Source organism: Virgibacillus sp. LDC1, from assembly GCF_025792345.1.
Lineage (GTDB): Bacteria > Bacillota > Bacilli > Paenibacillales > Paenibacillaceae > Paenibacillus_AQ > Paenibacillus_AQ lautus.
This window is the reverse complement of sequence record NZ_JAOXLZ010000001.1, coordinates 146,558-163,961: the sequence shown is the minus strand read 5'-3', so window position 1 is coordinate 163,961 and position 17,404 is coordinate 146,558. Positions and strand designations below refer to the sequence as shown.

Annotated in this window: 15 protein-coding genes; 9 read left to right on the top strand and 6 right to left on the bottom strand. The window is 50.5% G+C overall.

Going from position 1 to position 17,404, the window contains the following annotated elements; all coding sequences use genetic code 11:
* Positions 1-82: 82 nt before the first annotated feature.
* On the bottom strand, positions 83-457 hold the full coding sequence (locus OHJ21_RS00750) for a Na-translocating system protein MpsC family protein (RefSeq protein ID WP_100535857.1): 375 nt from the start codon (positions 455-457) through the stop codon (positions 83-85).
* 292 nt (positions 458-749) lie between these two features.
* The gene (locus tag OHJ21_RS00745) at positions 750-1,715 is read right to left on the bottom strand and encodes an acetylxylan esterase (RefSeq protein ID WP_486019167.1); all 966 of its coding nucleotides are present in this window, start codon (positions 1,713-1,715) and stop codon (positions 750-752) included.
* 300 nt (positions 1,716-2,015) lie between these two features.
* Here OHJ21_RS00745 and OHJ21_RS00740 point away from each other — a divergent pair, with 300 nt between their 5' ends.
* From OHJ21_RS00740 to OHJ21_RS00730, 3 genes are all read left to right on the top strand, one after another.
* Entirely contained in the window at positions 2,016-2,852 is an 837-nt protein-coding gene (locus tag OHJ21_RS00740; protein ID WP_486019166.1) for a sugar phosphate isomerase/epimerase family protein, read from the top strand.
* Between the two features lie 169 nt (positions 2,853-3,021).
* On the top strand, positions 3,022-3,300 hold the full coding sequence (locus OHJ21_RS00735) for a hypothetical protein (protein WP_100535854.1): 279 nt from the start codon (positions 3,022-3,024) through the stop codon (positions 3,298-3,300).
* Between the two features lie 269 nt (positions 3,301-3,569).
* Positions 3,570-3,842 carry a hypothetical protein gene (locus OHJ21_RS00730; RefSeq protein ID WP_326112500.1) on the top strand — a complete coding sequence of 91 codons (273 nt, stop codon included), beginning with the start codon at positions 3,570-3,572 and terminating at the stop codon, positions 3,840-3,842.
* 190 nt (positions 3,843-4,032) lie between these two features.
* Here OHJ21_RS00730 and sigK read toward each other — a convergent pair whose 3' ends face one another.
* Positions 4,033-4,734 (bottom strand): RNA polymerase sporulation sigma factor SigK, encoded by a 702-nt coding sequence (gene sigK / locus OHJ21_RS00725; RefSeq protein WP_006208952.1) that lies wholly within the window; start codon positions 4,732-4,734, stop codon positions 4,033-4,035.
* Positions 4,735-5,330: 596 nt separating this feature from the next.
* On the opposite strand from sigK, the gene OHJ21_RS00720 reads away from it, so the two are divergent.
* The 5 genes from OHJ21_RS00720 to OHJ21_RS00700 all read left to right on the top strand — a co-directional run bounded on the left by OHJ21_RS00720 (position 5,331) and on the right by OHJ21_RS00700 (position 13,237).
* Positions 5,331-6,662: a glycoside hydrolase family 125 protein gene (locus OHJ21_RS00720; RefSeq protein WP_486019165.1), complete on the top strand. Its 1,332-nt coding sequence runs from the start codon at positions 5,331-5,333 to the stop codon at positions 6,660-6,662.
* Positions 6,649-7,539: a carbohydrate ABC transporter permease gene (locus OHJ21_RS00715; protein ID WP_071222856.1), complete on the top strand. Its 891-nt coding sequence runs from the start codon at positions 6,649-6,651 to the stop codon at positions 7,537-7,539. Before OHJ21_RS00720 ends, OHJ21_RS00715 begins: the two co-directional genes overlap by 14 nt.
* A gap of 14 nt (positions 7,540-7,553) precedes the next feature.
* Positions 7,554-8,453: a carbohydrate ABC transporter permease gene (locus tag OHJ21_RS00710; protein ID WP_326112506.1), complete on the top strand. Its 900-nt coding sequence runs from the start codon at positions 7,554-7,556 to the stop codon at positions 8,451-8,453.
* Between the two features lie 99 nt (positions 8,454-8,552).
* On the top strand, positions 8,553-9,902 hold the full coding sequence (locus OHJ21_RS00705; protein ID WP_100535851.1) for an ABC transporter substrate-binding protein: 1,350 nt from the start codon (positions 8,553-8,555) through the stop codon (positions 9,900-9,902).
* Positions 9,903-9,982: 80 nt separating this feature from the next.
* Entirely contained in the window at positions 9,983-13,237 is a 3,255-nt protein-coding gene (locus OHJ21_RS00700; RefSeq protein WP_394057199.1) for a carbohydrate-binding protein, read from the top strand.
* Between the two features lie 171 nt (positions 13,238-13,408).
* Here the strand turns inward: OHJ21_RS00700 and OHJ21_RS00695 are convergent, their stop codons facing one another.
* The 3 genes from OHJ21_RS00695 to OHJ21_RS00685 all read right to left on the bottom strand — a co-directional run bounded on the left by OHJ21_RS00695 (position 13,409) and on the right by OHJ21_RS00685 (position 16,006).
* A complete protein-coding gene (locus tag OHJ21_RS00695; RefSeq protein ID WP_394057470.1) occupies positions 13,409-14,443 on the bottom strand; it encodes a dienelactone hydrolase family protein in 1,035 nt (344 codons plus the stop codon).
* 86 nt (positions 14,444-14,529) lie between these two features.
* A complete protein-coding gene (locus OHJ21_RS00690; RefSeq protein WP_394057201.1) occupies positions 14,530-15,426 on the bottom strand; it encodes an anti-sigma factor in 897 nt (298 codons plus the stop codon).
* Positions 15,401-16,006 carry an RNA polymerase sigma factor gene (locus OHJ21_RS00685; RefSeq protein ID WP_394057203.1) on the bottom strand — a complete coding sequence of 202 codons (606 nt, stop codon included), beginning with the start codon at positions 16,004-16,006 and terminating at the stop codon, positions 15,401-15,403. The genes OHJ21_RS00690 and OHJ21_RS00685 overlap by 26 nt, the downstream gene beginning before the upstream one ends.
* Positions 16,007-16,237: 231 nt before the next feature.
* Here OHJ21_RS00685 and OHJ21_RS00680 point away from each other — a divergent pair, with 231 nt between their 5' ends.
* Positions 16,238-17,401, top strand: a complete 1,164-nt coding sequence (locus tag OHJ21_RS00680; protein ID WP_394057205.1) for a COG1470 family protein — start codon at positions 16,238-16,240, stop codon at positions 17,399-17,401.
* Positions 17,402-17,404 lie beyond the last annotated feature (3 nt).

Genomic DNA, 17,404 nt, shown 5'->3' with positions numbered 1-17,404 from the left:
TTCATCCAACTAAAGCGTTTTGAAAAAACGCACATCGGAAGCATAAGCTTCAGTGCTGAAAACCTGACTTTTTGAACCCGCACTACAAGAGTTCCGGCATGTCGTTCAGATATGCTTCTACATCCTTCTCCAAAAATACGATGGTACCGGAAAACTCGGTCTCTGCATCATAGTCTTTAAGAATGGAGATGATTTTAAATTGAAACTGCTGTTCCAAGGAGGTTCTAATCTCCTGCTTGAACACCTGAAATAAAAGGTGGTCCAACTGCCGGGTAGAGAGGGGGTAATTCTCATCCAGCAGTTTGAGGACGGGGACTCTACTATTCCTCGATACAATGATGATTTTGTTGCCAACGAAATCGACTTTTTGCTGCTTTACACCCACGTTAAATATTTTCTTATTTATCGCGTTGTAAACCCTCAAAAGATCCTGTTTGAGTTCGCCTGCTGTCATCATGGTTCAACATCCCTTTTGTGTAAATTAATATTACATTGACCGGGGTAGGTATAGGGTGTTTATCGAGTTTTTTCTGTCCTTGGGTATAATTATAGGCGATATCGGGCTGTTGTCAATACATAAACGTCAAAAAAGATAACAAAAACTTAATTAATGTCAATTTATATAACATTAAAATAACATCTTTTTGAGTGTGGTTCCGTTTACTTTACTTCTGCCCTCTTCCTAAATAAAGAGTAATCCTGATCGGGCGTCGGGCCCCGTGCTCACGTCCTAAATCTATCACCTTGTTCTATTCCCCGCTAAAAATCCGTTCCAGGAACAAGACGCCCTCCCGCTTCTGGTGCTCATTGACTTCATGGCCGGAGAACGGATAGTCTCTTATTTCTTTTGCCGATTTCATTCGATTGTAAGCTGCATATATGGTTTCAGGCATGCAGACCGTATCCTTCCATCCAACGGATACCATGACCGGCACCTGGATTCGCGGCGCAAGATTCAGCATGTCAAAGTACGATAGATGCTCCAGGATCTGATCCAATTGCTCCGGGTACCGCTTTATGTATTGGGCGATTTCGCTCAGCGAGCTGACCGAATGCAGAATCCCGTAATCCATTCTGCACATGTTGGGAATATCGGCCACAATGGCCGCGACCTTCGGATTCAGGGCCCCTGCCAGCAGAGACAGTCCGCCACCCTGACTGCCGCCTACCACGGCAATTTTTTTCGGATCCACTCCGGGTTGCTGCGATGCCGCATCCACCGCTCTCACAGCATCCATAACGACTGCCATGTAATAGGAGCGACGAATATCTGTAATCCCCTGTGTCACCCAGCCTTTAACCACGCCGCTGTCCAATGGCAGCAGATTCCCGGTCTCCCCGCCCTGTCCCCTGACGTCAGCGGCAAACACCGTATAACCCAGCATCAGCCAGTGAGCATACCGCTCTGGAAGTCCACGGTCTCCGGAATAACCCGGGAAGGTTACGATACACGGTCGGGGTTTTTCGTCCGAAGGTTGCATAGCTGGAGCGATATACCAAGCATGGATGGGCGTATCATCATAGCCATGATAGGTTACCTTGGATACCTTCATATGGGGATATGGCGTCGCTTCCGGCTGAATGGCCATGTGAAGCGGCTTGCCGCTATACGACTTCAACACTTCCTCCCAAAATCGATTCAATGCCTCCACGTTGATCGTAGGTTCCGGATACAAGTTGCCAAGCTCTTTCTTACGCAGGTTAATGGTATTCATTCTGAGTTAAATCTCCTTTTCGCGAGTGAAGTGAAGGTTCTTGTAACATGGTTATTTCGGCAACACATCCGCAATCCCTTTCGAAACGGTAGGAATTCATGCCGGTTTATTACGTTTTCTCTCAAAATAACGAATTGATCGGGGCTCCAATCGTTATCTTTTCTAAAAAAATTAAAAAGCGATCATAGATTTATAGAGTTGAACATATCATAATAGAAACTATGAAAAACCAACGGGTTGATATAAACGATGCGCCCGCCAGAGCAATACGACATCTTATAGCGAATGGAGACGATGAATATGCTGCAAGGTTTAACAAGCGCAGGACTCGGAAAGCTTGAAAGCGATTTACAGTTTATCGAGCTCGCGGCCAAATATGAATTCCAATGCGTCGATATCGATGCCAAAGGTCTTGTAGACCGCCTAGGCACAGAAGCGGCGGCCGATATGCTGAAATCCCACCAACTGGAAATCGGGGCGATCGGCCTTCCCGTGGAATGGAGAGGGTCGAACGAGCAGTTCCTAAGCGGACTTGAGAAACTGCCGGCAGCAGCGGCAGCGGCCAGGGCCCTTGGCTGCACTCGCTGCTGTACATACATTCTTCCTTCCACTGATGCACCCGCAGCTCATTTCATGGCTCTGGCCACCACAAGGCTGCGGGCTTGTGCCAGCATTTTGGGAGCATACGGAATTCGATTGGCCCTGGAGTTCGTAGGCCCGCATCATCTGCGCACCCAATGGAAGAACCTGTTCATCTGGACGGTACAAGAAACATTGGATTGGATCGATGCCATCGGGGAACCGAATGTCGGGCTGCTATATGATGCCTATCACTGGTACACCAATGAGATGACGGTTTCGGATATCCGACAGCTGCGGGCTGAACAAATCGTTCATGTCCACATTAATGATGCGAAGAATATTCCCGTGGGGGATGTTCTCGATAATGATCGGGTTTATCCGGGTGAAGGCGTAATTGATCTGCCAGGGTTTCTTCAGGCACTGAACGATATCGGCTATGCAGGCCCGGTTACACAAGAAATTCTGACGCCTTCCACACCAACGGGCACGCCGGAAGAACTCGTTGCCAAATCACGTCAAGCCTTCAACAACGTATTCGGGGCTGCAGGATTATAATTAGAGGTTCCACGCATGCTGAGAGCGGTTAACTGACTAGCAGATACTCAGGACAGGCAAATCTCTCCTTGTCACGAGTTGGGATGCCACGTCACATAACGGAATGATTCCACCTGTTCAGGGGAACACTGAAATGGTAGGTTAAGCACCTTTTCAGGAGGTCTCAGGAATGAACGGATTTAAGAAGGAAGAACGGGATAACTTTACGGATCTGTCTACCGTTGAGTCACAGCGAAACGATCTGGTGGCCGAGGAATTTCCCGAGGGACCTTACGGTTCCGATCTCCGGAGCGATTCCCTTGGAAAGAGCACCCCATGGCGCAAGGATCAGCGGCCTCCGAATCGGTTTGATTATGAGGATCGCAACCTGCATATGGGCATTGAACGGGAGTATCCTGGCGAAGACGAGAGCATTCAAGCAGACCCGGGACAAAAGAAACCCGAGTAGAGCCAACCTAAAAAACCAACCGTCGTTCTTTGGACAAGACGGTTGGTTTTTGTCGTAACCAGGCTTGTAACCTCCGCTTCCTAAGCATAATGGCCTATAAAAACACATAAAATGGCAAAAGAAAAACGCCGATCATCATACTTTCTCAAAAGGCGACCGCATGTGGCGGATGTTTTTCTTGTGAGAACCTTCTATCGACTCGCGGTCCCATGAAGAGATACACCGTCGGCTGCGGTTAGAGAGAGAGGAAGGAGTGGAGGGAGGAGCACATGCCTATTAATAAGGAAAAGGATGAATTCGTGATTTATGTTGTTACGTTATCCAGCGTAAAGCGCTACATGTCCATTGAATTTATCGGGGGGTCTTGCGGTTATATTATCGCTCAAAAAGCGCTCCAATCCGATCTGCTCGGCATGATTGGCAGTATGATCGCTCCAATGGCGATTCGCCGCGTGCTGCAATGGCAACAGCGCAAATCCGAGCGTCAGGTGCGCTTTGGGCTGCATTCACTGACCAAGCCGAGCAAGCTGAGCCCTACATAAATCATGCGGCAGCAGCTCACAGGCTGCCCAGAACAATTATTTGAACCTGTATGGTAAAAGCCTCTTGCCAAGCATGCGGTTTGCGGCCCCGAGAAAACAAGCTAAAGCCACTTCCATCACAGGAAGTGGCTTTAGTAGCTCTATATCGACATTCCCGTTTCGGTCATCAGTGGTTAACACAGCTTGCTTCCTACCGCTTCTGCTTGTAAAACTCATGATACAGCTTCATCAGCGCCCGCTTCTCGATCCGCGATACATAGCTGCGCGAAATGCCGAGTTCCTTGGCAATCTCACGCTGCGTCCGTTCTTCTCCGCCAGCTTCCAGTCCGAAACGTCCAATAACGACTTCCTTCTCCCGGTCGTCCAATATATCGAGGTTCCGGTAGATTTTACTCTTCTCAATCTTCAACTGCACGGCATCCACGATATCATCCGCTTCGGTCCCGAGGATATCGATAAGTGTAATCTCATTCCCCTCTTTGTCCGTTCCAATCGGATCATGAAGAGATACGTCTTTTCGTGTCTTCTTCAAGGAACGAAGATGCATCAGTATCTCATTTTCTATGCAACGGGCAGCAAATGTCGCCAGCTTCGTGCCTTTATTCGGCCTGAAGCTTTCAATCGCCTTGATGAGTCCTATCGTCCCGATGGAAATCAAGTCTTCTAAATCCTCGCCGGTGTTATCGAACTTTTTGACGATGTGCGCAACCAGCCGAAGATTATGCTCAATCAGTTTATTGCGCGATTGAGGATCGCCTTCGGCCATTCGCTGCAGATGTTTAGCTTCCTCTTCCTCGGTCAGAGGCTGGGGAAACGCGTTGTTTTTCACGTACGAAACGAGCAGGGTCAACTCTTTTATGAACAAAGCAATTGCGGTAAACAATCCAGGCACTTTAGGACACCTCCTGCGAAGTTACAATGCAACCGGCCCTTATCGCGCTCGGTCTCTCGGTCTTCTCATTGTATGTAGGCAACGGCCCAGAAGTGCCTGTACGCGGGAAAGTGATTCGTAAAAACGTTTAATCTCCCACATCTGTCCGACCATTCATAAAAGAAGGCCCGCAATTATACGCCATTTGTTTTTTTGTAGATTCCTCAACCAAGCAACGAACTACCGCAATGTCGATAATTCATTCAACACATACCAATATATCATGTTATGAAAATAAGCTATAACAACCGATGAATTTCATTTGCCGCACGGTACATTTCCGAATCTAATACAAAACTTTTTGGCTCAAATCAATCATTCAAGTCCAGCATTTCTACCCTCATAATGAGGGAGGTTGACTTTTTGTAAATATAAGCGACGGACCCACAGATTGATCGATAAGACATTCATTACACTCCACAATATAACAGCCATAATTTTTCTCAATATAATATATTGACATTAAATTGGTATGTAATTATATTAAATGTAAGCGTTTTATATAATGACCTACAAAACGATCAACACCCTGAAGAATGGAAGGGAGAAGAGCTTACATGTACACGTTGGACTATTTTTCTGTACTGCATGATTTGAACCGCACGATAACCGAAGGCACCTCAGCTTACCCGAAGCTCGGACATATGTTCAGGAGCATGCTGGACAATACGCTGGGTTCGACCATTCAAAAACAGCCCGACGGTACCACCTTTGTCATTACCGGCGATATTCCGGCCATGTGGCTGAGGGATTCGGCTGCCCAAGTCCGCCCCTTCCTCGTTCCCGCGGGCCAAGACGAGAAGCTGGCCGATTTGATCGAGGGGCTCGTACGCAGGCAAACAGCATTCATCCTGCTTGATCCATACGCCAATGCATTCAATGATTCGCCTTCCGGTCAAGGCCACCAGAACGACCGCACCGCCATGAATCCATGGCTATGGGAGCGCAAATATGAGATCGATTCGTTATGCTATCCCATCCAGCTTGCTTACCTGCTATGGAAAGAAACCGGCAGGACCTCGCATCTGGATCAAACGTTCCATTCAGCCGCTAAGGTCATTCTGGACATCTGGCGAACCGAGCAGCATCATGAATCGAAATCGCCGTATTACTTCGAACGCTTCGATTGTCCTCCAAGCGACACGCTGCCGCGCGGCGGAAAAGGGACGGAGGTGGCTTATACAGGAATGACCTGGTCCGGCTTCCGCCCGAGCGACGACGCCTGCGCCTACGGATACCTCATTCCATCCAATATGTTCGCCGTCGTTGTGCTTGGATATCTGGCGGAGATTTCCCGCGATGTCCTGCGCGATCCCGAGTTGGAAGCGGAGGCGGAGAAACTTGCCGGAGAGATCCGTCATGGCATTGAGTCGTACGGCGTTCTCGAGCATCCCGAATATGGCAAAATTTATGCCTATGAAACGGACGGGATGGGAAGCCACCTGCTAATGGATGACGCCAACGTCCCCAGCCTTTTGTCCATTCCGTATTTGGGTTACACAAGCGCTGATGACCCGGTCTATCAAAATACCCGCAGGTTCGTGCTGAGCCACGCCAATCCGTATTATTATCAGGGCACTGCCGCTGCGGGCGTTGGAAGCCCCCATACGCCTGATCGTTATATCTGGCCGATTGCGCTGGCGATTCAAGGCTTGACGACTACCGATCGGGAAGAAAAATTTCGGCTGCTTCGGCTGATGGCGGATACCGATGCAGGCACCGGCATGATGCATGAAGGATTTCTGGTCGACGACCCTGCCCGTTATACCCGCCCATGGTTTTCCTGGGCTAACATGATGTTTTGCGAACTGATCATGGATTACTGCGGCATTCGAGTCAAAGCGATAGATATTGGAGGAGGTCATCGAGATCACCATGGGAACCAATAGGAAGCTTCGCGGCTGGGTCATCGGATATCTGTTCATTTTACCGTCCATTATCGGCTTCAGCGTTTTTGTCGCCTACCCCCTGTTGTCGTCCATGTATTACGCGTTGACAGAATGGAGCGGGTACGATTCCCCCCGTTTTGTCGGATTTGAGAACTTTAGATACCTCTTCACCGAGGATCCGGCTTTTTGGCCTTCGATCCGTGCAACGTTTTACTTCGTGATCCTGAGTGTTCCTTTATCGCTGATCCTAGGCTTGTTATTGGCCATGATGCTGAACAAAAACTTGACCGGCATCAAATGGTTCCGCACGATCTTTTATCTTCCCGTTGTCGTTCCCTCCATCGCCACGCTCACGTTGTGGCAATTTATTTATGAGCCGCAATATGGTCTGGCGAATTCGCTGCTAAGAGAGTTCGGACTGCCGCCGGGCACTTGGTTGACCAGCGAAACGACAGCGCTTCCATCCATTGTGTTAATCGGTTTATGGCAGGTCGGATCCAGTGTCATCATTTTTCTGAGCGGTCTGCAGTCGGTTCCCCAGGAAATGTACGAAGCGGCGGAAGTCGACGGCGCCTCCAGGTGGCGGATGTCGTTAAACATTACGCTGCCCATGATCACCCCGATCCTGTTCCTGCAGCTTATACTCGGCATCATCGGCGCATTCCAGGCGTTTAACCAGGTTCAGGTGCTGACCGGAGGCGGCCCGAACTTCTCCACCTCCCTGCTGAATTACAAAATCTATACCGACGCCTTCAACGGAAGAATGTTTGGTTATGCCATTGCGGAGGTGTGGGTACTGTTTGTCATCATCATGATTTTTACCGTGATTTCTTATCGGTACTCCAACCGGTTCGTTTATTACGAAAGCGACAAATAAGGGGGTAAGAAGTGATGCAAGCGGAAGTACGGCCCAAACAACGAGGAAATTTGAATACAGCGGACATACGCGTAAAGCGAAGAGTACGGTTTAACTGGATAGACGCCATTCGTTTTATCTTATTGGCGATCGGCGCCATTGCGATGCTGTTCCCCCTCTTCTGGATGGTTACCATTGCGCTGAAGAGCAACAACGACGTGTTCAAAATTCCGCCCGAATGGTTTCCGCGGGAATTTCATTGGTCCAATTTTGTCACCGGAACAAAAGAAATCAACTTTTGGCAAACGTTTGGCAACTCCCTGTTTATCGCGATTACCTGCACAATCGGACAGATTATAAGCTCGGTGCTGGTGGGCTACGGGCTCGCACGGCTCAAGTTCCCGGGACGTAAGCTGTGGTTCTCGCTTTTTATAGGGAGCCTCATGCTTCCCGGATTTGTAGGCATGATCCCTATGTTTAACCTGTACACCAGCATTGGATGGTACGATTCCTGGCTGCCGATTATCGTACCCGCCTTTTTTGGAAACGCCACATTCTCGTTCCTGTTTGTACAGTATATAAAAACAATCTCCGTTTCATTTGACGAGGCTGCCAAAATAGACGGAGCATCGGACCTTTATGTGCTGCTTAAGGTATTGGTGCCGATGTCCATGCCGGTCATCATGACCATGGTAATATTTGCGTTCCAAGGGGCATGGAATCAATATTTGGAACCTTTGCTCTATATTATCGATCCAAGCAAATGGACGTTGTCGCTGGCGATGGCTACCTATACGGGCACCTATGCGACAGCCTGGAATCTGTTTATGGCCGCGGATTTAATTTATATCCTGCCGATGCTGCTGCTCTTCTTCTTTGGCCAGAAGTTTTTTATGCAGGGGCTCGGCTCCATGAATTCCGCGGGTTTAAAGTAAAGCTTCCGACCATATGGGAGGTGATGCCGACCGGGATTGACTGAAGTAAAAAACAGGTGATGCTCAGTTCATTAAATTTACCATTGGGGAGGTCTTTCAATGAGACAGGGTGCAAGAAAGTGGGCCAGTGGAATCATCGCTTTACTGTTATTTTCAAGTCTGCTGGCCGCTTGCGGCGGCAACAGCGGCGGAGGCTCCGGTTCGGCGAGTCCCGGGAACACACCATCCGGAGAAGATAACGCCGGGTCCAAGAAACCCGTCGAAGTCACGATGATTACTTGGGAGTCGGCGGCCATGAACGAAAAAATCATGGCATCCATGAAAAAATTCGAAGAGGATAACCCTGACATCAAAGTGAAGCTCATCCCTACTCCATTGGACAATTACGGTGTCAAAATTAACGGAATGATCACGGCGAAGAAAGCACCCGACATCTTCATGACCGGTAACGACATGCTGCTCGATAATGCCGGCAAAGGACTTCTCTATGACTGGACGGAGCTTGCAACACAGGACAAAGCGTTCATGGAGGGCTTCTACGAGGGCGTGGTAGACAGCTGGTACTATGAAGGCAAGTTGGTCGGATTGCCGGGCCTTTTGAACACATACGGCATTTTTTACAATAAAAAATCATTCCAGGATGCAGGTCTTCCGGAACCGAAGATTGGCTGGACCTATGATGAATTCTTCACGGCGATGGAGAAGCTTTCGAGCAATCAGGGCGGCGTGCAGCAATTTGGTTATTACGCCCCCCTTGACCCCTTCCATGTCTCTCTCTATTCGGTTTCCGCAGGCGGTGCTCCCTTCGCTGATGCCATCATCAATCCAACGAAGGTGGAAATCAGCGACCCGTTCAGGGAAGGCGTCGAAAAATATAAGGCTGCCATTGCAAATGGTTACATGAATCCTCCTACCTTTGATTTAACGAATGCCATGAGTTCGTTCAAACAAGGTAAAGTCCCGATGACCCTGCAAGGGCAATGGGTAGCCGACGATTTGATCCGTACGGCTCCGAAGGAATTGGAGTGGGGCTACGTGCCGATGCCGGTGGTTAACAGCCAGACCGAGATTTATGACGCCGTAGGCTGGTCCAGTCCGGCAACGCTCAAAAATCCGGAAGCGGTATGGAAAGTGCTCAAGTATCTGGATTCCAAAATGTACGAGGAAGTTCTCCCTTCAACCCCGGTGGCTCCCGCAGCCTATCAAGCTTCTTCCGCAGCTTATTACGAAGCGCTGAAAACGGCCGGACATCCTGAAGTGGGCGAAGGACTGGATCATATCCTGAAATCCCAGAATACGCAGCCGGTTCGTTTCCTGTCGACGTGGGCTGGCAAAGCGTACCCGTTCATTGAAGCATCATGGAAAAACATTCTGATGGGCAAAGCCCCGATCACCGAACTGGATGTGATGGCCGAAAAAATCAACAAAGTGATTACGACCGGCAAGTAGTAACCGGAACCGTTAAGCTCATGAAGCCGATCATGAATGGAACGGATCGGCTTCGATTTGAAAATAGAGGAGGAACATTCATGTCACTAAGATCAGGTCAACTTTTCAGGTTTCTGGCGGTGCCTCTGGCTATCGCGCTCATGCTCGGTTCCATGCCGGGCATCGGAACGTCCAAAGCCTACGCCTATACCGCATCAGATGGGGATACAGCGATGAAAGCTTTTAACGATACATTTTGGGATCCGAACGCCAAGATGTTCTGGAAGGACTCGAAGCGCGAAAAGCATCAAGACTTCTGGGTGGAGGCTGAGCTGTGGGAATTGGTCATGGATGCGTATCAGCATACATCCGATCCTGCTTTGAAAGCCGAGCTTAAAACGCAAATCGACGATGTATATGACGGCACCGTCGCCAAGTACGGGCAAGATTGGACGAATAACCCGTTCAATGACGATATTATGTGGTGGGCGATGGGAAGCGCCAGAGCCTATCAAATCACCGGAAACCCAAGATATTTGGAAGCCGCGAGGGATCATTTCGATTTTGTGTACGATACGCAGTGGGATGAAGAGTTCGCAAACGGCGGCATTTGGTGGCTGAACAGCGACCATAATACCAAAAATGCGTGCATTAATTTCCCGGCGGCGCAAGCGGCGCTTTATCTTTACGATATTACGAAAGATGAGCATTATCTAAACGCGGCAACCAAAATATTCAGATGGGGCAAAACGATGCTTACGGACGGAAACGGAAAAGTGTTCGACCGCATCGAAATTGAACATGGCGCGGTTCCGGATGCCACTCACTACAACCAGGGTACATACATCGGGTCGGCCGTCGGATTGTATAAAGCGACCGGAAATGCCGTTTACCTCGATGACGCGGTCAAAGCCGCTAAATTCACCAAAAACCATCTGGTGGATTCAAACGGGATTTTGAATTATGAAGGTCCCAACGGGGATCTGAAAGGCGGCAAAACGATCCTTATGCGCAATCTGGCCCATCTGCAAAAGACACTGGATGAAACCGGCCAGTACCCGGAATTCAGTGCTGAATTCGACGAATGGCTTGCATTCAATATCGAAATGGCCTGGAGTCACCGGAATTCGGATCATATCGTGGATGGAAACTGGGCGGGACAACTGCTGTCCGGAACCTATGAATCCTGGTCCTCGGCCGCAGCCGTTCAAGCTTTAAACGGTATCAAACCGATGGAAGCGGAGCTTCATTATGGCGTTAAAAACCCCTTCGATAAAATCGAAGCGGAACGTTACAATATCGGGTCCGGTTTCGTTCTGGAAGGCGCGTTCGAAGGTTCGCTGCAATTAGGCGGAATACAGCATGGCTCTTATGCCGCTTACAAAAATGTGGACTTCGGATCAGACGGTGCGATCGGGTTCATTGCCAGAGCGTCCAGCGGAACAGGCGGAGGTAACATTGAGATCCGGCTTGATTCCAAGGATGGCCCCAAAGTCGGGACCTTGAACGTAGAGGGAACGGGCGACTGGAATCAATATATCGATGCCGTCACCCTCCTTAAAGATGACCAGGGAGCGCCGAGCGCGATAACCGGCGTCCATGATGTGTATCTTGTCTTCACCAAGACGAACGACGATTATTTATTCAATTTGAACTGGGTTAAATTCACAACGACGGACCCGACGGAAACCGACGCCTATGCCAAGCTTAAGGCCGGAAATTACGACAGCAGCGAAGGACTTAGTAAACATGCCGAGTTCGGATATTTGGACGCAATCCATCACAATGCCTATGCCTCTTATGAAGGAATTGATTTCGGATCTGGCGCGGCTGGCATCACGGTGCATGTGGCCAGCGGCAATCAAGGCGGCACGATCGAGGTTAAATTGGACAGTCTGGATGGACCTACCGCAGGGGTCATTCAAATTCCGGCGCTGGGAAGCTGGGATAACTGGGTCGATATCATGGCGAATATCGATGACACCTTAGCTGTAGGTGTTCACGACGTATACCTTGTTTTCAAGGGAGCGAACGGCAGTGACTACCCTCTCAATCTGGAGTGGTTCACCTTTACCACCATGAAAGGAAAAGCAAGGGATGCTTACGACAAGCTGGAAGCCGAAAACTATACAAACGGAGTAGGCTTCGGCAGAGAAACCGGCGGCGGGGAAACTTACCTGGCCGGGATGTTTGGACCGAATAACCCTTATGCTATGTACAATTACATCGATTTTGGCAGCGAAAGCCCTACCCAATTCCATGTCAATGCAGCCAGCGCCACGGCTGGCGGGACAATCGAGGTCAGACTGGACAGTCTGGGCGGTCCGGTCATTGCAACAGCCACCGTCTCAGGAACCGGGGGCTGGCAAAATTTCAAAGTTTCCTCGACGGATGTAACGACCCCTGTAACGGGAAAACACATTGTATTCCTGTCTTTTAAAGGCGGAGACTGGTTATATAACTTTGATAAATTCACTTTTGGCGATCCGGCCGTATTCACAGAGACTCCGACTCCTCCTATGCCTGAAGAGGACCATGTTGCTCCGGGCGAGGTAGAGAATGTTCAGGTGAAGCGCGGCGAGGGCAAGATGACGCTGTCTTGGGATGGTCCCTACGATATCGATGCTCAAAAAGTGCAAATTACGCTGCGGAGTAATGGACAGCAGGTCGGCGACGTCATTGAGGTAAATCGGGGAATTCAAACAGCGGTGATACAGGGAATCGAAGCGGGCAAGGACTATTCGCTCTTCATCCGGTCCATTGATCGGTCCGGGAATGTATCGCAGGGAGTCACCATCGAGGTTACCGATTCTCCTTCCTTCTCTTTGACTGTTAATGGCAAGAGCTTGGAAGATGGCGATTCTTTGGAGGATTACATGGCTCTCAGCTTCAAAATCATGGACACTTCTGCCATCCAATTAGCCGAAATAACCATCGGCGATAAAGTATATACGCTGGATCCATTGACCAAGGACGCTATCGACATCGATTTGGCCGGGAATTTGGGCGACATAACGGCAACGGTTACGACTGAAGACCGCTCCGGTAACAAAACTCAGAAGACAGTCCAGTTCCGGGTCATGACCAGCGTGTTTTCCATGAAACAATTAATCGACCGATTCGCGGATTCTGGGGATGTAAGCGGAGCGCTCATTCCTCAGCTGACCAACGCTCTTAACCAGGTACAGCATCAACTGGATCTGGGAAGAGTGGATCATGCCGTCAAGCATATGCAGAATTTCACCAAGCATCTGAATAAGGAGGCGATGGGACGCAACGTCAGCGATCAAGCCAAAACGGTATTGAATACCGATGCGAACTCCCTGCTCCAAGATTGGCAGGATGGCTTGGAGTAAACATAAAGCGCTATAGCGGCGACCATGCATAACGTATAAAAAAGGGACTCCTGATGTTCAGGAGTCCCTTTTTGTTCTATTTCAACTGTACCCATAGTCTCTTGCGGCCCATACGTGCGATGCCCTGTTACAATTAGTGTCTGATTAGAATCGGCTAGGGAAGAGTACCCTTCACAAATCCGGGCTGCTTAACCGTTCAAACAACCAGTCGTACGAATACCGGCCGCTAATTTCGTGCGCTCCGGAGAACAGATCGGTTCGAAGCCTCTCCTCAGCACCGTTGTGCCGATATATTTCCCTGAGCTCATGAGCTGCTGCTTCAAAGCCGGCAGCCGGAAATATCCGATCATGGGTTCCCGACTCCAGAAACAAGGGCCTAGGACAGATCAGTCCCAACCATTCCGGCAGCTCGGCATAGTTCAAGATGCCGGGGATGTAATTGCATACACAGTGCTGCATCGCCATAATGCTGTCCTTGAAAGTATTGGGGTACCCGGCAAGCACGGCAGCCCGTATTCGGTCATCCAGCGCCGCGCTCAAAAACGAGATAAACCCGCCTCCCGAAAAACCCATGATGCCGATTCTGTCAGCCTGAACCTCCGGGCGTTCGGCCACATACTCCAATGCCTTCAGTGTCTCGGTTACGCGGAGACCGGCGAGCGTCTTGCCATGCATCATCAGCTGGGTGGACAGCCGGTGGCAGGAATTCGGGGCATCCGGATTCCGTGCGAGATCCGCCGCAAGCCGGCGCTCACCGAAACCGGCTACATCCGGAGCGATCACCACCATGCCCCGCCGTACCAACTGGACAGCGAAATGCCGGTGTATACAGGGCATATCGGAATCCCTTGATCCGTCCTGCTTCAACCCTACGATCTCCCTGCTTCCATAGCCATGGCCATGAACGGCGACGGCTGCCGGCATCGGCTTCCCTTGGTTTCCCTCCGGAATTAACACATACGCCGCAAAGGACACGCCCGGTACGGCGGATAGCTCCACCCTCTCCCGAATATACCCGTCACACGGCTCCTGTTCGAGCAGTACAGGCTTATGCCTTTCATTGGATTCGAATTCGCCGATCAATTGCCGAAGTGCCTGCTTTAAATGCCCTTTGCGCTCTTCGGCGCTCATGGAAACCTGCCTGTCTTTCATTCGTCCCATAGCCTCGTTATACATGGACTCCAGCAAAGCATCTGCGCGCCACATCACCGTACTCACCGCCTTCAATTTACTCATTGTTTTTAGACACGGCGTTTCCCTTGGATAACTTATTTCCCCTGTATGCCTGGGCATCAAGGCCCCATATTCACCAGGACGGCTTCAGGCCCGGTCGGTCTCCGGCTCCCCCCTTTGGGTTCCATGCTGACCACAATCCGCTTCGCTTTCTCCGCTCCGAAACCGTAATAATAGCTCTTCCCATGCGGGCCTTGCACCAGCATAAAGCCCGCGCTCGACAGCCGATCCTCATCCTGAAGCCACACCTGATAGTCTTTCTCCTCCAAGGAATGCAGGCCGTTCACAACGATCAGCATTTCTCCCGAGCCACGTTTTAGCCACACCGAGCCGCTGCCGTAAAAAGGCTCAACCGGCTGTATGACATACCGCTCGGTATCCTCGCTTTGCATATCGGCAATCCGCTGGCTCACCGTATGTTCGAAGGCCGCATGGGTCTGAGCGTCGTTTCCCTTCAAGGTGAATAAACCGGCTATCAACAAGATGAACAGTACTCCGGATATCGCCTGCCATGCAACATGCTTCCTGATTCGGATTTTGCTTCGGAAGGACCGGATATAAGCCGCAAGCAGGAGCCTGCTGCGCAGTCGTTTGGGAGGCATGTGTCCATCCGCGGCTTGATTCTTCATTGACTCCCGAATGGCCGCCCTCGTACCTGCAGGCTGAGTCGATCCGACAAGCGGTTCGCCATGAATATCACCGCTTCGAAACAGCTCCTGCTCGATGACATCGGATTCATGTGATGGCGTTGCGATACCTTCTGCTCCCATAAGGTCGGCCCATTCCGCCGCTGTCCCGGAACATGTCTTGCATTCCTTAAGATGGTGCTCGACATTCATCCTCTCCGCGTACGGCAATCGCTTCATAACGTAATCAACAAGCTTCTCCTCGGGATATAACGGGCAGTCAAAGTTGTCTTGAGCGAAACGCTCATGGTCTTGCTTTGAATGTTTCATGCTGCGAGCTCCCCCCTTCCTTCCCGTTCATCGCATCCAGCCGCCGTCTAACATTGTGGATGCCGTACCGGATTAAGGATTTGACGGTTCCAACGGGCCGGTTTAACAATTCCGCCATTTCCCGGTGGGAGCGCTGCTCGACGTAGCTTCCGTAAACCGCCATCCTCTGAAGGGGCGGAATGCCCTGGAGCGCCTCCTTTACCTGCTCCAGCTCCAACCGGCGCAAGGCGGCCAACTCTACCGATTCCTGCTCTTCGCTCCATGCCGTTTCCGGCAGCGCCTCTTCGATCCATTCGGCTGCAGCCGTGCGCTGCCGCTTGCGCATTCGATCCATCGCCCTGCACCGTGTTCTCACAGCCAGCCAAGCCTCGACGCTTCCGCGTGCAGGATCATACTGATCCGCCTTATGCAGCACTTCCATGAAGATATCCTGGCATAATTCCTCCGCCTCGGCCGAATCCTTGGTCATCTGCAAAGCCAGCCGGTAAACCAGGCGGGCATAGGCATCATAGAAACGCCTGAACGCTGCGGCCGAACCTTCTGCAATCTCCTCCAACCACATCGCAGAATGATCGTTCATCCCTGAACCCCCCTAACCTGTTCTCCTCTCAAAGAATCATGATGGCCTGCCTTTCGCACTGCCATTTTCGATTCAATATTTTAGCAAACGCTCCTTGTCTTTTGAATAAACCGGGACACTTTTCAGCTTCCTTTAATGAATTTTTTAGCTAATTTTAATCTTTCCGATAAATCCAAACCCGGTGCTTCTAACGTACTCATTATGAATTCATAAATTAGGAGGGGTAGTGTCATGAAATCGCTTAGAAAAAGAGCAAAGCAGCTGAACCTGCTGCTCTTGTTCATCCTGGGTACTTACTTGTTAAGTGGAGGAAATACCGCATTCGCGGCAGGGGAAATCACCTTGTACACACCTTACACCTCGATTTCCGTTCCGCCGGGGGAAGTCATCAATTATCCCCTTGAAGTCAAAAACAATACGAGCGGCGTCATTACGGTTCCGCTCCAAATCAACAGCCTGCCGAGCGGCTGGAGCACCAAGCTTAACGGCGGAGGCTGGCAGCTAAAGGAAGTGTCCGTGAAGCCGGGCGAATCGGAATCGGTGTCCTTGGAGGTTACCGTGCCGCTCAAAGTTGATAAAGGCTCCTACCGGTTTCAAGTAACGGCGGGATCCCTGGCCACTCTGCCATTAACCGTGGATATTACGGAAAAAGGAACCTATCAGACCGAGCTCACAACCGATCAAGCCAATCTGGAGGGGCATGCCGATTCCACGTTTACCTACACGGTGAATCTGCAAAACCGAACTGCCAATAAACAAAACTATGCTCTGCAGGCCGATGCCCAAGCGGGATGGGACGTTACATTCACCTCCGGCGGCAAGCAGGTATCCTCCGTCGAAATCGAAGCGGGTGCAAGTCAATCCATTACCGTCGATGTCAAACCGCCTGCCGAAGTAACGGAAGGCACCTTCTCCATTCCGATCCGCGCTTCCAATTCATCGACATCCTCCGAGCTTGCGCTGGAAGCTGTCATTACGGGATCTTATGGGCTGGAGCTGACAACACCAAGCGGTTTGCTCAGCACAAACGTAAATGCGGGCGGCAGCAAAACCATTGAGCTGCTGGTCAAGAATACGGGAACAGCGCCCCTCTCGGATATTAATCTTAGCTCCGATACGCCGGTGGACTGGGAGGTAAGCTTCAATCCGAAAACGATCGAAAATCTGCCCGCAGGCAAATCCACAACGGTAGAGGCCAAACTGACGTCAAGCGACAAAGCCATTGCGGGCGATTATGTTACCAGCCTGAAGGCCGCAGCGGCTGAAGCAAGCGCCGACGCCCAATTTCGCGTAGCCGTCAAAGGCTCCATGCTGTGGGGTTGGATCGGCGTGCTCGTCATTGTTGCAATTCTGGGAGGCATCTATGTTCTCATTCGTAAATACGGAAGGAGATAACCT

Excerpts from the sequence above, each read along its gene's own strand:
- OHJ21_RS00740 (WP_486019166.1), top strand. The coding sequence starts at position 2,016 with ATGCTGCAAGGTTTAACAAGCGCAGGACTCGGAAAGCTTGAAAGCGAT.
- OHJ21_RS00720 (WP_486019165.1), top strand. The coding sequence starts at position 5,331 with ATGTACACGTTGGACTATTTTTCTGTACTGCATGATTTGAACCGCACG.
- OHJ21_RS00685 (WP_394057203.1), bottom strand. The coding sequence starts at position 16,006 with ATGAACGATCATTCTGCGATGTGGTTGGAGGAGATTGCAGAAGGTTCG.
- OHJ21_RS00710 (WP_326112506.1), top strand. The coding sequence starts at position 7,554 with ATGCAAGCGGAAGTACGGCCCAAACAACGAGGAAATTTGAATACAGCG.
- OHJ21_RS00750 (WP_100535857.1), bottom strand. The coding sequence starts at position 457 with ATGATGACAGCAGGCGAACTCAAACAGGATCTTTTGAGGGTTTACAAC.
- OHJ21_RS00700 (WP_394057199.1), top strand. The coding sequence starts at position 9,983 with ATGTCACTAAGATCAGGTCAACTTTTCAGGTTTCTGGCGGTGCCTCTG.
- OHJ21_RS00705 (WP_100535851.1), top strand. The coding sequence starts at position 8,553 with ATGAGACAGGGTGCAAGAAAGTGGGCCAGTGGAATCATCGCTTTACTG.
- OHJ21_RS00690 (WP_394057201.1), bottom strand. The coding sequence starts at position 15,426 with ATGAAACATTCAAAGCAAGACCATGAGCGTTTCGCTCAAGACAACTTT.
- OHJ21_RS00735 (WP_100535854.1), top strand. The coding sequence starts at position 3,022 with ATGAACGGATTTAAGAAGGAAGAACGGGATAACTTTACGGATCTGTCT.
- OHJ21_RS00695 (WP_394057470.1), bottom strand. The coding sequence starts at position 14,443 with ATGTGGCGCGCAGATGCTTTGCTGGAGTCCATGTATAACGAGGCTATG.
- OHJ21_RS00730 (WP_326112500.1), top strand. The coding sequence starts at position 3,570 with ATGCCTATTAATAAGGAAAAGGATGAATTCGTGATTTATGTTGTTACG.
- OHJ21_RS00680 (WP_394057205.1), top strand. The coding sequence starts at position 16,238 with ATGAAATCGCTTAGAAAAAGAGCAAAGCAGCTGAACCTGCTGCTCTTG.
- OHJ21_RS00745 (WP_486019167.1), bottom strand. The coding sequence starts at position 1,715 with ATGAATACCATTAACCTGCGTAAGAAAGAGCTTGGCAACTTGTATCCG.
- OHJ21_RS00715 (WP_071222856.1), top strand. The coding sequence starts at position 6,649 with ATGGGAACCAATAGGAAGCTTCGCGGCTGGGTCATCGGATATCTGTTC.